General features: G+C 67.7%; 13 protein-coding genes. 4 read left to right on the forward strand and 9 right to left on the reverse strand.

Annotated elements, in window-relative coordinates; all coding sequences use genetic code 11:
• Nucleotides 1-30 precede the first annotated feature (30 nt).
• Genes KSS94_RS16250 through KSS94_RS16265 form a run of 4 tightly spaced genes read right to left on the reverse strand, consistent with a single transcriptional unit; the run spans nucleotide 31 to nucleotide 2,989 of the window.
• Nucleotides 31-855 (reverse strand): substrate-binding periplasmic protein, encoded by an 825-nt coding sequence (locus KSS94_RS16250; protein WP_217839117.1) that lies wholly within the window; start codon nucleotides 853-855, stop codon nucleotides 31-33.
• 36 nt (nucleotides 856-891) lie between these two features.
• A complete protein-coding gene (locus tag KSS94_RS16255; protein WP_217839118.1) occupies nucleotides 892-1,548 on the reverse strand; it encodes an amino acid ABC transporter permease in 657 nt (218 codons plus the stop codon).
• Nucleotides 1,545-2,177, reverse strand: coding sequence for an amino acid ABC transporter permease (locus KSS94_RS16260; RefSeq protein ID WP_225935799.1), 633 nt, complete (start codon nucleotides 2,175-2,177; stop codon nucleotides 1,545-1,547). Before KSS94_RS16260 ends, KSS94_RS16255 begins: the two co-directional genes overlap by 4 nt.
• A gap of 8 nt (nucleotides 2,178-2,185) precedes the next feature.
• Nucleotides 2,186-2,989, reverse strand: a complete 804-nt coding sequence (locus tag KSS94_RS16265) for an amino acid ABC transporter ATP-binding protein (RefSeq protein ID WP_302471832.1) — start codon at nucleotides 2,987-2,989, stop codon at nucleotides 2,186-2,188.
• Nucleotides 2,990-3,289: 300 nt separating this feature from the next.
• Between KSS94_RS16265 and KSS94_RS16270 the strand changes: the two genes are divergently transcribed.
• Complete coding sequence (locus KSS94_RS16270; RefSeq protein WP_217839120.1) at nucleotides 3,290-4,318, forward strand: GlxA family transcriptional regulator; 1,029 nt, start codon at nucleotides 3,290-3,292, stop codon at nucleotides 4,316-4,318.
• Nucleotides 4,319-4,376: 58 nt separating this feature from the next.
• On the opposite strand, the gene KSS94_RS16275 is transcribed toward KSS94_RS16270, so the two are convergent.
• The 3 genes from KSS94_RS16275 to KSS94_RS16285 form a co-directional block, all read right to left on the reverse strand.
• Nucleotides 4,377-5,225, reverse strand: a complete 849-nt coding sequence (locus KSS94_RS16275; protein WP_217839121.1) for a DMT family transporter — start codon at nucleotides 5,223-5,225, stop codon at nucleotides 4,377-4,379.
• 147 nt (nucleotides 5,226-5,372) lie between these two features.
• Entirely contained in the window at nucleotides 5,373-6,308 is a 936-nt protein-coding gene (locus tag KSS94_RS16280) for an ornithine cyclodeaminase family protein (protein WP_217839122.1), read from the reverse strand.
• Between the two features lie 396 nt (nucleotides 6,309-6,704).
• The gene (locus tag KSS94_RS16285) at nucleotides 6,705-7,535 is read right to left on the reverse strand and encodes an SDR family NAD(P)-dependent oxidoreductase (protein ID WP_217839123.1); all 831 of its coding nucleotides are present in this window, start codon (nucleotides 7,533-7,535) and stop codon (nucleotides 6,705-6,707) included.
• A gap of 114 nt (nucleotides 7,536-7,649) precedes the next feature.
• Between KSS94_RS16285 and KSS94_RS16290 the strand changes: the two genes are divergently transcribed.
• Nucleotides 7,650-8,531: a LysR substrate-binding domain-containing protein gene (locus KSS94_RS16290; protein ID WP_217839124.1), complete on the forward strand. Its 882-nt coding sequence runs from the start codon at nucleotides 7,650-7,652 to the stop codon at nucleotides 8,529-8,531.
• Here KSS94_RS16290 and KSS94_RS16295 read toward each other — a convergent pair.
• Nucleotides 8,521-9,273 carry an anti-sigma factor family protein gene (locus KSS94_RS16295; protein ID WP_217839125.1) on the reverse strand — a complete coding sequence of 251 codons (753 nt, stop codon included), beginning with the start codon at nucleotides 9,271-9,273 and terminating at the stop codon, nucleotides 8,521-8,523. The genes KSS94_RS16290 and KSS94_RS16295 overlap by 11 nt on opposite strands.
• Nucleotides 9,270-9,788: a sigma-70 family RNA polymerase sigma factor gene (locus tag KSS94_RS16300; protein ID WP_217839126.1), complete on the reverse strand. Its 519-nt coding sequence runs from the start codon at nucleotides 9,786-9,788 to the stop codon at nucleotides 9,270-9,272. Before KSS94_RS16300 ends, KSS94_RS16295 begins: the two co-directional genes overlap by 4 nt.
• 179 nt (nucleotides 9,789-9,967) lie before the next feature.
• Here KSS94_RS16300 and KSS94_RS16305 point away from each other — a divergent pair, with 179 nt between their 5' ends.
• Complete coding sequence (locus KSS94_RS16305) at nucleotides 9,968-11,014, forward strand: catalase family peroxidase (RefSeq protein ID WP_217839127.1); 1,047 nt, start codon at nucleotides 9,968-9,970, stop codon at nucleotides 11,012-11,014.
• On the forward strand, nucleotides 11,011-11,544 hold the full coding sequence (locus KSS94_RS16310; RefSeq protein WP_217839128.1) for a cytochrome b: 534 nt from the start codon (nucleotides 11,011-11,013) through the stop codon (nucleotides 11,542-11,544). The genes KSS94_RS16305 and KSS94_RS16310 overlap by 4 nt, the downstream gene beginning before the upstream one ends.
• Nucleotides 11,545-11,625 lie beyond the last annotated feature (81 nt).

Genomic DNA, 11,625 nt, shown 5'->3' on the forward strand with positions numbered 1-11,625 from the left:
CAGCCCGTCTGGTGCAGCACCTTGTAAAAATCATTGGATCAACCGCGGCTCGCCGGTCTGCGCACCGCTGGCCGCCAGGCCGTTGGCTTCGAGAATCTGCGCGATGCGGCCTTCGGCGTGCAGCTGCTTGATCTCTTTATCCAGCGCAGCCCCCAGGTCAGGTTTGTCGATGTGGTACAGGAAGGCGATCTGCGCCGGCTCCACCGACAGCGGTACCCGTGGGTCGGGCTTGGCCACTTCGATCTTGATACCGTCGTAGGCGCCCTTGCCCTGGGCGTACTTGCCGGTGCTGTAGCTGTCCACCGCCACATCCAGGCGCCCGGCGGCCAGGTCCTGGGCCAGGGCGACCGGGTTGGGGTACAGCACCACCGGCTTGTCCAGGCTGGCCTGCACCTGGCCTGCATACAAAAAGCCCGACACCGCCCCGACCCGCTTGCCGTTGAGCTGGCCGACCTCGCTGTAGCCATCGCGGGAATAAAACGCCATCTGGTCGATATAAAGCGGCGTGGTCATGCCCAGCACCTTGGCCCGGGCGGCGGTGCGGAACCAGTCGCCGATGCCTAAATCGACCTTTTTGCTCAATACGTTCTGGATCACCGCCGAGGGGTCGACGATCACCGGCACCAGGGTCAGGCAGTTGCGCTTGGCGATTTCGCGCACCACGTCGGTATCCACGCCGCCGATGTCGTTAGGGCCGGCCACGGTGGTGAACGGCGGGTAGTTGTACACCGCCACGGTCAGGGCGCCGGGCTTGATAGTCTTGAACTGCTCACTCGGGGTGCAGCTGTCGGCGGCGAAGGCCTGGCCGGCCAACAGGCAGGCAGCAGCTAGCGATGCGAGGCTGAAAATGCGCATGTCGTGTCACTCCGGTTTGTTGTGTGTGTTGTCAGGTCAGAGGTGGCGGCCAAGGCGCCGTTCGAGGTGGCCGACCACCACGGTGGCGGGCAGGCAGATCACCGCGAACAGCAGCGCGACGAGGATGAAGATCGGCATGTACTGGAAGGTGTTCGAGCCAATCAGCTGGGCTTTGCTCATCAGCTCCGGCAGCGCCACCACAAAGGCCAGCGATGAGGCCTGGAGCATGAGAATGGCAAAGCCGAGCAAGGCCGGGATCGAGATCGGCAGGCCTTGCGGCAGGATCACCAGGCGCAGGGTGTCAAGGCGGTTCAGGCGCAGCGCCTGGGCCGCTTCACGCTGGCCCTGGGGCACCGCCTCCATGCCGGCACGCAGGATCTCGCTGGTATAGGCCGCGGTGCACCAGGTAAAGGCGATGGCCACCGACACGAACGAGGTGAAGGTAAACCCCGCGGTGGGCATGCCGAAGTAGACGAACTGCAGCAGCACCAGCACCGAGGCGCCACGGCCCACTTCGATCATTGCCAGCAGCGGCGCACGCAGGGCCAGCTTGCGGCTGCGCAGGCCCAGGGCCAGCAGCAACCCCAGCGGCACGCCCAGCAGCAGCGACACGGCGGTCACCTGCAACGACTGGCTGAAGCCGCCGAGCAGTTGCGGCAGGATCTGCCGCCAGAACTCCAGGGTCTGGTTCATCGGGCTACCCTCAGGCGCATGCGTTGGTCGGCCCAGCGGCTGGCCCAGGCCACCGGGATGCTCAGGGCGATGTACAGCACACCGGCGAAGGCGAAGGTGGCCAGGCCCTGGAAGCTCACCTGGGACACATGGGTGGCCTGGAAGGCGATTTCCGGCACGCCGATGGTCGAGGCGATGGCGGTGTCTTTCAACAGGCCGATGGCATAGCTGCCAATGGACGGCAGCGATACCCGCAGCAGCTGCGGCGCGATCACATCCAGCAGCCGGTAGCGCGCCGGCATGCTCAGTGCCCGGGCCGCCTCCCACTGGCCCTTGTGCACCGCCGCCAGGGCACCACGAAATATCTCCGCCATATTGGCCGCGGTGATCAGGCCAAGTCCGAGGACCGCAGCCTGGAACGGGCTGACCTCCATAAGGCCAGTGCCGATGCCGAAGAAGATCAAGAACAGCCAGACAATCGGCGGCACCGCGCGCAGCACCAGAATCAGCGCCGCCGCCAGGGTGTCGAGCAGGCGGTTGCCGGACACCCGCATGGCGCACAGCAGCGCCCCCAGCAGCACACCGAGCGCCAGCGCCGCGACGGTGACCGCCACCGTCCACTGGATGCCCCCCAGAATGGTGACGAGCATTTCCCGGCTCATCGGTTCATCACCGCGCTGAGAAAGCGCTGCGCCCGTTCGGTCTGCGGCTTGCGCATCACCTGGGCACTCTTGCCCTCTTCGATGACCCGGCCGTCGGCCATGATCAGCACCCGGTCCGACACGCTTTCGGCAAAGTGCATCTCGTGGGTGACGACGATCATGGTCATGCCCTGCCCGGCCAGCTCCTGCATCACGTTGAGCACTTCCAGGCCCAGCTCGGGGTCCAGCGCCGAGGTGGGTTCGTCGAACAGCATCAGGCTGGGTTCCAGGGCCAGCGCCCGGGCGATGGCGATGCGCTGTTGCTGGCCGCCAGAGCAACGCGAGGGGTACTGGTCGGCCTTGTTCAGCAAACCGACCCGGTCAAGCAACTGGCGCGAGACTTCATCGGCCTCCTTGCGGCTGCGCCCCAGCACCCGCTCCTGGGCAAGGCTCACGTTGCGCAGCACCGACAGGTGCGGGAACAGGTTGAACGACTGGAACACCATGCCCACCGGCTGGCGCAGGGCGAGTACCTGGCGCTCAGTGATCGGCTGGCTGGCATCGATGGTGGTGTCGGCGACCCGCAGGATGCCGCGGGTGGGTGGGTCGAGCAGGTTGACGCAACGCAGCAAGGTGCTCTTGCCCGAGCCGCTGGGGCCGATGATGGCGATGACTTCGCCTTTGGCCACGCTGAGGTTGATGTCGTTGAGGACGGTGGTGTCGCCGTAGTCCTTGCCCAGGCCCTGGATGTCCACCAGCGCGTGCTGGCGCAGTTGGTCGGGGTGGGCGGTATTGGTCACACTTTTCAAGACGGTTTGCATCATGAGTTACACCCTTTGTTCTTTTGAAAGGCAGGTGTTCGAGATGGCAAAGCTGTTGTTCTTGTTGGGCTTGAAATGCGGTCTTGCCTGTACTGGCGCTATCGCCGGCAAGCCGGCTCCTGCAGGGGCCGGCTTGCCGGCGATTGGGCCCTCACAGGCCCGCGCAGTGATTTCAATGTAGTGACATTCCCAGGCCCACGATTGTAGGATCCAGACAACTCGCGGTACGTAATCACGCAATGTCTCGTTCAGGCCACAACAGGGCCGCCAGCGACCATTTACCGAGGCCCCCGCCCGATCATGCGCGCCGACTACGCCTTTCTCGCCCCGCTCAAACCCCCGCCCGAGGCCGTCACGCCGATACGTTTCGGCATCGTCGCCACCCCGGATTTCACCCTGCTGTCGCTCGGCTGCTTCGTCGACTGCCTGCGCCTGGCGGCCGATGAGCGCGACTTCAGCCGGCCGATCTACTGCGCCTGGACGCTGCTGTCCCACGACGATGCGCCGATCGTCTCCAGCTGCGGGTTCCCGGTGCTGCCCACTGCGCGCTACGGCGACCCTGCCGACTACGACTACATCGTGGTGCACGGCGGCCTGCTGCAAGGCACCCGGCCCTTCCCCGCCGAGCTGTACGACTACGTGCGCCGGGCCGTGGCCGCCGATGTGCCGGTGATCGGCCTGTGCACCGGCACCTTCGTGCTGGCCGAGCTGGGCCTGCTGGACGGGCGCCACTGCGCGGTGCAGTTTTCCATGGCGGCGGCGATGAACCAGGTGCACCCGAAGGTGATCACCGTCAACGATGTACCGGTGGTCAGCGATGGCCCGTTCATCACCTGCCCCGGAGGCCTGGCGGCGATCAACCTGGCGATGCACCTGGTGGCCGAACACTGCGGCCAGTCACGGGCCGACAAGACCCTGCACTACGTCCTGTCGGAGCGTGGTTTCGACGACATGCAGGCGCGCCGGCAAAGCCCGGAAAGCGGCCTGCGCTGCCTGGATGCGCGGGTGGTGAACGCGGTGGGGCTGATGCGCCAGCGCATGATCGAAACCTGCACCATCACCGAGCTGGCTGCGGCGGTGGGCACCAGCGAGCGCGAGCTGAGCCGGCTGTTCAAGAAGCACCTGCGCGCCACCCCGGCTGGCTACTGGCGGCAGATGCGCCTGAAGGCGGCGCACTGGATGGTGCTCAACAGCAGCCGCTCGATCACCCAGATTGCCTATGAATGCGGCTTTACCGACAGCTCGCACATGATCCATTGGTTCAAGCGCGAGTACGACGTCACCCCGGCGCGGCTGCGCGAGGTGCATGTGCAGATCGGCTTGTTGTAGGCCTGCGCGCCCCCTGTAGGAGCCGGCTTGCCGGCTCCTACAGGGGGCGCGGTGGCATTCAGCGCCTGAAGGCGAACATCCCGCCCAGCACCACCAGCAGCGCCCCCGCCACCAGCGACAGCTCCAGCCGCTCGCCAAAACCCACCACGCCGATCACCGAGGCGAACACCAGCAACGCATAGTTGAACGGCTGCAAGGCCACCGCCTCGGCGTACTTGAGCGCCTGCAACAACAGCAGCTGGGCGATGACCCCGGTGGTCGACAGCACCAGCATCAGCCCCAGCTCCCAGGGTTCGGGGGTGACCCACTGAGGCAGGCCGATGACGGTGGCAGCCACGGCGCCCCACAGGCCCATGTACAGCATGTTGGTGCCGAAGCTGTCGGCACTGCTGATCTTGCGGGTAAGCACGTTGAAACAGGCGAACATGCCAGCGGCCAGCAACGGTATCAACGACGCCACGCTGAACACCCCAAGGCCGGGCTTGAGGATCACCAGGGTGCCGGCAAAGCCGATCAGCCCGGCCAGTACCTGCTTGAGGCTCAGTGCCTCGCGCAGGGTGATGGCTGCCAGGGCCATGGTCAGCAGCGGGAACACCGCGTAGATCGCGTGGGTTTCGGCCAGCCCCAGGTAACGCAGGGCCAGGCCGAACACGACGATTTCGAAGATGCCCAGCAGCGAGCGGCCCAGCTGCAGCCAGGGGTGGGCGCTGCCGAACGCCGGGCGGATGCCGCCATTGAAGTGCACGAATACCAGGGCAAAGACCAGGAAGAACCAGTAGCGCACCATCACCAGTTGGGCGACGGGCAGGTGCTGGACGAGGATCTTGGTGATGCCGTCCTGGCTGGCGAAGACCAGCATGGACAGCAGGCACAGGACGATGCCCAGGCGCGGGTTGGTGGTGCTCATGCAGGGGGGCTCCGGGGTTATTGTTGTTATGGGATCGGGCGGGGCTGCTTTGCAGCCCAATCGCAGGCAAGCCTGCTCCTACAGGTCTCGCGCGCCCCTTGTAGGAGCAGGCTTGCCTGCGATTGGGCCGCAACGCGGCCCCGTTTCTCAGACTCCCGCTGCAAGCCGCCGCAACGCACACAAACACACCGCTAGGTCCTGATGCGCCCCGCCGGCATTCTTGTACAAGGTGATGTCGCCCGCCGCGCGCCGCACGCCCTGCGCCTGGCAGAGCTCGAACAGGTCGGCCTCAATACTGCCCTCGCCAATCACGCCCTCTTGCAACGGCACCGCCAGGTCGCCGGCATTCAGCGCGCCCACCCGGTCATCGGTGAACAGCCGCGCCTTGCCCACCAGTTCGCTGTCCACCTCGCGCATGTCCGGGCGAAAGCCGCCCACCACATCCACATGAGTACCAGGGCGAACGAACGCACCCTTGATCAACGGCGCCGCTGCGGCCGTAGCAGAAGCAATGATGTCGGCACGCGCCACCGCCGCATCCAGGTCACTCACCAGCACCGCTTCGATCCCCCTTGCCTGCAATTGCCCGGCCAGGGGTTCAAGCTTGGCCAGGGTGCGGTTCCACAGCAGCACCTGGCGCAACCCCGGGTGAATGTGCAGGTAGGCCTCGACCAACGCGCGCGCCACTGGCCCGGCCCCCAGCACCAGCAGCACCTCGCTGTCGGGGCGGCTTAAGTAACGGCCCGCCAGGGCGGAATCACCGGCGGTTTTCCAGGCGGTCACCGCCGGGCCGTCGCAGATGGCGCTGATGGCCTTGCTGTGTTCGTCGATCACCACAAAAGCCGCGTGCTCGGCCGGCAGCGGCGGCTGCGCAGCCAGGTTGGCCGGGTACATGGAGGCGATTTTCACCCCGGCGCCAGCGCCGGGCAGGATCACACCACGGCTGAACAGGCCGTAGCGGCTGTCGCCGATAAAGTAGTCATCGATACTCGGCCGTGGCCCGAGGTGCACCTGATGCATGGCATCGAGCACGCCCTGCCAGTCCAGGACGGCGTTGATCTGTTCGGCGGGTACGAGCTTCATCGGGGGCGGGTCCTTCGGGCGGATGGCTGGAGCGGTACATGTACCAGCGCCGAAGGGCCAGGGGATATAACGGGCGGGACAGTTTGTAGTGCGCCCCTGCTGGAGCTTACCCAGCCCTGCGGGCTGCACTGTCGCGCAGGGAACTGGTGTCGCATATGCGCCACGGTCTCTGTGGGAAGCGGCCTTGTGCCGCGATGGGCTGCGCAGCAGCCCCGGCAATCTTGCATGAGGCCTTGGGGCCGCTTCCCACGGGGACGGTGTTAAATCAATACGTTGTAGTTTGTTCTATGAGCGCTGGCTTGCCAGCGATGAGGCCAGAAGCCCCGGCGCACATTTTTTATTTCCAGGCCCGGCCCTATCGCCGGCAAGCCGGCTCCTACTGGGGGCACGACAACGCTACAAAGGCACCAACGCCGCCAGCTCCTGCGCCGAGCGGGCCTTCATCCCGCGCAGGTTGCGCGGGTACTCCACGTCCTCGCCCTCCTCGAACCGGGTGCCCACGAACTGCCCGTTGCTGGCCCGCAGCACATGGCCGCTGGCCTGGCACACGTCGCTGGCCAGGTAGACGAAGCCCGGCGCCACCCACTCGGGCCTGAGGTCGTCCGGTTCGCCCTGCTCGCCCCACATGCGCGTGCGCGCCACCGGTGACAAGGCGTTGACCAGAATGCCGTGGGGCGCGCCTTCGGCGGCCAGGGCGTTCATCAGGCCCAGTTGCGCCATCTTGCCCGCCGCATAGGCGGCCAGGCCCGGGCGCGCGTGGCAGCGGTACATCGCCCGGTCCGAGGTACCCAGCACGATGCGCGGCGCCGGCGAGCGTTTGAGGTGCGCCCAGGCGTACTTGCACAGCCACATCGGCGCATGCACGTTGATGGCCAGGGCGCGGTCGATGAACGCGGTGCTGGTTTGCTCGACCATCTGATAGTCCACCCAGCCGGCGTTGTGCACCAGCACATCCAGGCCGCCGAAGCTGGCCACGCAGGCTTCGACCAGCTCACGACACTGCTGCTCGTCGGTAATGTCGAGGCACAGCCCTTCTACCCAATGGCCTTGGGCGCGCAACTGCGCGGCTGCCGCCTCCACCACCTGCGGGTCGCGGCCACGGCCGTGGCTGTCGGCCCCCAGGTCGCAGAGCATCAGCCGGGCGCCGCTCGCGGCCAGCGCCTGCGCGGCGGCCAGGCCCAGGCCGCGGGCGGCTCCGGTAATCAATACAGTCTTGGTGTGGGTCATCTTGACGCTCCTTGTCCAGCCCCGAGCCTATCCAGCACGCCGGGTAAAGTTGAATACTATCGACCGTGTTCGGCGATATCCGCCTGATATCGCCGCCGGACAAGGACGCCTGCCGTGATCGAGACCCGCCTGCTGCGCCAGTTCGTGGCCGTGGCCGAAGAGCTGCACTTTCACCGCGCCGCCGAGCGCCTGCACATGGCCCAGCCGCCGCTGAGCCAAGCCATCGCCCGGCTGGAACAGCGCCTGGGTTTTACCCTGTTCGTGCGCCACTCCCGCGGCGTGCGCCTGACCCCGGCCGGCAGCCATCTGCTGGGCACTGCCCGCACCACCTTGCAACACCTGGAGTTGGGCGTGCAGCAAGCGCGGCGTATTGCCCAGGGCCAGGCCGGCGAGCTGCGCATCGGCAGCCTGGCCCTGGCGGGCCACCCGGCGCTGCTCGATGGTTTGAAGCGTTTTCGCAAGTGTTGGCCGGCGGTGCAGTTGAGCCTGCAACAGGCAAGCTCGGCACAGCTGGCGCGCCTGCTGCTCGAGGAGCGCCTGGAGCTGGCGGTGTTGCGCGACGTACCTGAATTGGACGAGCGCCTGCACCGCCACCTGTGGCGCGAAGAAGCGCTGTTGCTGGCCCTGCCAAGCGACCACCCGCAGGCCGCCCAGGCCAGCGTGGCCCTGGCCGACTGCGCCGAGCAACCCTTCGTGTTCACCCCAAGGGCGCTGGGCGGCCGCTATCACCAGCACCTGCTCGACCTGTGCCGCGCCGCGGGCTTTGAGCCGCGCATCGTGCAGGAGGCAGCGCAGTTGCAAACCGTGGTGGGCCTGGTGGCCTGTGGCTTTGGCGTGGCCCTGGTGCCGGCCTCGGCGGCCCAGGCCAATGCGCAACCGGGCGTGTGCTTTCGCCCGTTGCACGATGTGCAGGCGCCGCTGCCGCTGTACCTGGCCTGGCGTGCCGGCGACGGCTGCCTGGCCCGCCAGCAGTTGCTCGAGCTGCTTACAGGCTGAGGTTCAGCGCCTGGCGTAGCGGCTCGCCGCGCACATCATCGCTGGCGCTGACCAGGGCGAAGTTGTAGTCGCCATGGGACCAGTAGCGCGCCTCCAGCTGGCCGTCGGTGCGCTGGCCGCTGGGCATACGCTCGAAGCGCTCGCCGGGCGAGCGCAGGAACAGGCTGATGCGCTGGCCCTTGGCGTCCTCGAATACCAGCAAGGCCGCCGGCCCCGCCTCGTTGCTGAGCAGCCGCGCGCCCACCGTTTGCAGGCCGTAGCCGGTCAGGTCGGGCAGGCGGCCGACGCGGTTGAAGTGTCGGCCCAGCCAGGCCTGCAGGCGGGCCGGGTCGCTGGCCTGGATATCCAGCGCCGTGGTATCGGCGAACAAGCGGTGCGCCTGCAGCGCATCGGCCATGGGCAGTTCGATGGCGGCCAGGGTCGCCTCGCGCGCCTGCCAGCCACCCAGGCCACCGACGCCCACGGCCAGCAGCAGCACCGCAGCCGTGGCCAACTGGCGTTGCCGGCGCTGGCGCAGGCGGCGGCGCAGCGGGGCCAGGTCCAGGGCGGGGTCACTGGGGTGCTCGGCAAAGCCGGCCAGGGCGGTGCGCAGGCGCCGGGCATCGTTGCGCCAGGCTTCCAGGCGCTGCGCCTCATGCGGGTTGGCGGCAAGCCAGGCCTCGACCTCGGCCCGGCGCGCCGGTTCCAGGCGCTCGTCGACGAAGGCGTGCAGCTCGTGTTCGGTGGGGATCAGGCGTGTCATTTGAGTCTCCGCAGGGTGGCGGGCGCGGGGTTGCCGTCGGTCAGTTCACGCAGGGCGGCGCGGGCGCGCGACAGTCGCGACATCACGGTGCCGATGGGAATGCCCAGGGCCTGCGCGGCTTCCTTGTAGCTCAGGCCCTCGACGCTGACCAGCAACAGCAGTGCGCGCTGTTCGTCCGACAGTTTGGCGAAGGCCTGCAGGTCGGCCTGGGCCAGGACGATGCTTTCGGTATCGGTGCCCACCGGCTCCTCGGCCTGGCTGCGGCCAAACCAGTTCAGCCAGCGCGCGTGCAGGCGCTCGCGGCGTTTGCCGTCCAGGTACAACCGGTAAAGAATGGTGAACAGCCAGGCGCGCAGGCTTTCCTGGGTGCGCTGCTGGCTCAAGCGGCTCAGCGCGCGCTCGGCGGTGGCCTGCACCAGGTCGTCGGCGCTGGCGGCGTCGCGGCACAGCCACAAGGCAAAACGGCGCAGCCGCTGCAGCAGCTCGCGCCAGTGTTGGTCGTCCAGATCATGCATGTTCGGGCCCCGGTGGGCGGTCAGTGTAAACAGCAGACGGCGCTGAGGGGATTTTATTCCATGCAGCCGCAGCAATAGCTCCCACGCAACCCGATCCCGCAATGCCTTTGCACAACGGCGGGAATAAACCCGGCGCTGCTGCGTCGTACCGGTTCATTCCCCCTACAACGGACTGCCTGATGACCACTCCCCTGAACGGCCCCGCCAAGGCCCTGCGCCTGGCCGCCATCGGCGCCACGCTGGTGGCCCTTGGCGGGGGCTTTGCCTATGCCGCCGGCTGGGTCGGCCCGGCCAAGCTCACCCCGCAGCGCATCATCGACACCTTCGAAGCCCAGGCCGGGCACCACCCCGGCTACCGCAAGAACCACGCCAAGGGCCTGTGCGTCAGTGGCTACTTCCAGGCCAGTGGCCAGGCCGCCAGCTTGTCCAGCGCACGGGTGTTCAGCCAGCAGAACGTGCCGGTGATCGGCCGCTTCGCCATCGGCGGCGCCAACCCCTTCGCCCCGGACACCGCAGTGCCGGTGCGCAGCCTGGCGATCCAGCTGAGCAGCGACGACGGCCAGGTGTGGCGCACCGGCATGAACAACCCGCCGGTGCTGGCGGTCAGCACCCCCCAGGGGTTTTATGACCAGGTACTGGCCGGCGCGCCGGACCCGGCCACCGGCAAGCCGGACCCGGCAAAAATGCAGGCGTTCTTCGCCGCCCACCCGGAAAGCGCGGCGTTCCGCCAGTGGGCGGCGGGCTACAAGCCCAGCGACAGTTTTGCCAGCACCGCCTACAACAGCATCAATGCCTTCCAGCTGATCGACGCCGGTGGCAAGGCCCACCCGGTGCGCTGGGCGCTGGAGCCGCAAACCCCGTTCGCGCCCCTGCCGGGCCAGGTGGATGACAAGCAGTTCCTCCAGCACGACCTCAAGCAACGCCTGGCCCAAGGGCCGCTGCGCTGGACCCTGCGCCTGACCCTGGCCGAGCCCGGTGACCCGGTGGACGACCCGGCCCGCCCCTGGCCGGCCGAGCGGCGCAGCATCGATGCCGGCACCCTGGTGCTGCAACAGGTCGACGGCCCCGAGCAAGGCGCCTGCCGCGACCTGAACTTCGACCCGCTGATCCTGCCCCACGGCATCGAACCGTCCGCCGACCCGATCCTGGCCGCGCGCTCGGCCGCCTATTCGGTGTCGTTCAACCGCCGCAGCCACGAAGCCTTGAGCGAAGGAGCCAAGCCATGAGCCCTACTGCCTTCCACCCCCTGGCCCGGCTGGTGCACTGGCTGATGGCCGTGCTGATCATCGCCATGCTGTTCATCGGCGTGAGCATGGTCGGCGACCTGTCCACCCGTCACCCGCTGATGGTCGAGCTGCACAAGGCCACCGGCCTTGCCCTGCTGCTGCTGGTGGTGCTGCGCATCGCCCTGCGCCTGAGCCTGGCGCACCCGCCGCTGCCCCGTGAACTGCCGCCGATACAGCGCCTGGCGGCCGGCGCTTCGCACCTGCTGCTGTACCTGCTGATGCTGGCCATGCCGCTACTGGGTTGGGCGATGCTCTCGGCCGGCGGCTACCCGCGCCCGCTGCAACTGCCGGCCATCGCCCCCCACGACCTGCAGCTGTACGCGGTGCTGCGCCAGGCCCACGGCTGGGCCGGCTACCTGCTGTTCGCCACGGTGCTGGTGCACCTGGGCGCCGCGCTGATGCACGCACTGGTGCGCCGCGACGGCGTGTTGCGTAGCATGTGGCCGGGCCCGCTGCGACGCGGTGAATGAGCACCGGGGCAGTCCAGGCTTTGTACGAAAAGTGCCTGCGCGACGATCATGCTGCGTTGAAAACAGGCTGGTGCGCCAGCC

Origin of the sequence: Pseudomonas fakonensis (genome assembly GCF_019139895.1) — a bacterium.
In the GTDB taxonomy this organism is placed as follows: Bacteria; Pseudomonadota; Gammaproteobacteria; order Pseudomonadales; family Pseudomonadaceae; genus Aquipseudomonas; species Aquipseudomonas fakonensis.

Excerpts from the sequence above, each read along its gene's own strand:
- KSS94_RS16250 (WP_217839117.1), bottom strand. The coding sequence starts at position 855 with ATGCGCATTTTCAGCCTCGCATCGCTAGCTGCTGCCTGCCTGTTGGCC.
- KSS94_RS16255 (WP_217839118.1), bottom strand. The coding sequence starts at position 1,548 with ATGAACCAGACCCTGGAGTTCTGGCGGCAGATCCTGCCGCAACTGCTC.
- KSS94_RS16260 (WP_225935799.1), bottom strand. The coding sequence starts at position 2,177 with ATGCTCGTCACCATTCTGGGGGGCATCCAGTGGACGGTGGCGGTCACC.
- KSS94_RS16265 (WP_302471832.1), bottom strand. The coding sequence starts at position 2,989 with ATGCAAACCGTCTTGAAAAGTGTGACCAATACCGCCCACCCCGACCAA.
- KSS94_RS16270 (WP_217839120.1), top strand. The coding sequence starts at position 3,290 with ATGCGCGCCGACTACGCCTTTCTCGCCCCGCTCAAACCCCCGCCCGAG.
- KSS94_RS16275 (WP_217839121.1), bottom strand. The coding sequence starts at position 5,225 with ATGAGCACCACCAACCCGCGCCTGGGCATCGTCCTGTGCCTGCTGTCC.
- KSS94_RS16280 (WP_217839122.1), bottom strand. The coding sequence starts at position 6,308 with ATGAAGCTCGTACCCGCCGAACAGATCAACGCCGTCCTGGACTGGCAG.
- KSS94_RS16285 (WP_217839123.1), bottom strand. The coding sequence starts at position 7,535 with ATGACCCACACCAAGACTGTATTGATTACCGGAGCCGCCCGCGGCCTG.
- KSS94_RS16295 (WP_217839125.1), bottom strand. The coding sequence starts at position 9,273 with ATGACACGCCTGATCCCCACCGAACACGAGCTGCACGCCTTCGTCGAC.
- KSS94_RS16300 (WP_217839126.1), bottom strand. The coding sequence starts at position 9,788 with ATGCATGATCTGGACGACCAACACTGGCGCGAGCTGCTGCAGCGGCTG.
- KSS94_RS16305 (WP_217839127.1), top strand. The coding sequence starts at position 9,968 with ATGACCACTCCCCTGAACGGCCCCGCCAAGGCCCTGCGCCTGGCCGCC.
- KSS94_RS16310 (WP_217839128.1), top strand. The coding sequence starts at position 11,011 with ATGAGCCCTACTGCCTTCCACCCCCTGGCCCGGCTGGTGCACTGGCTG.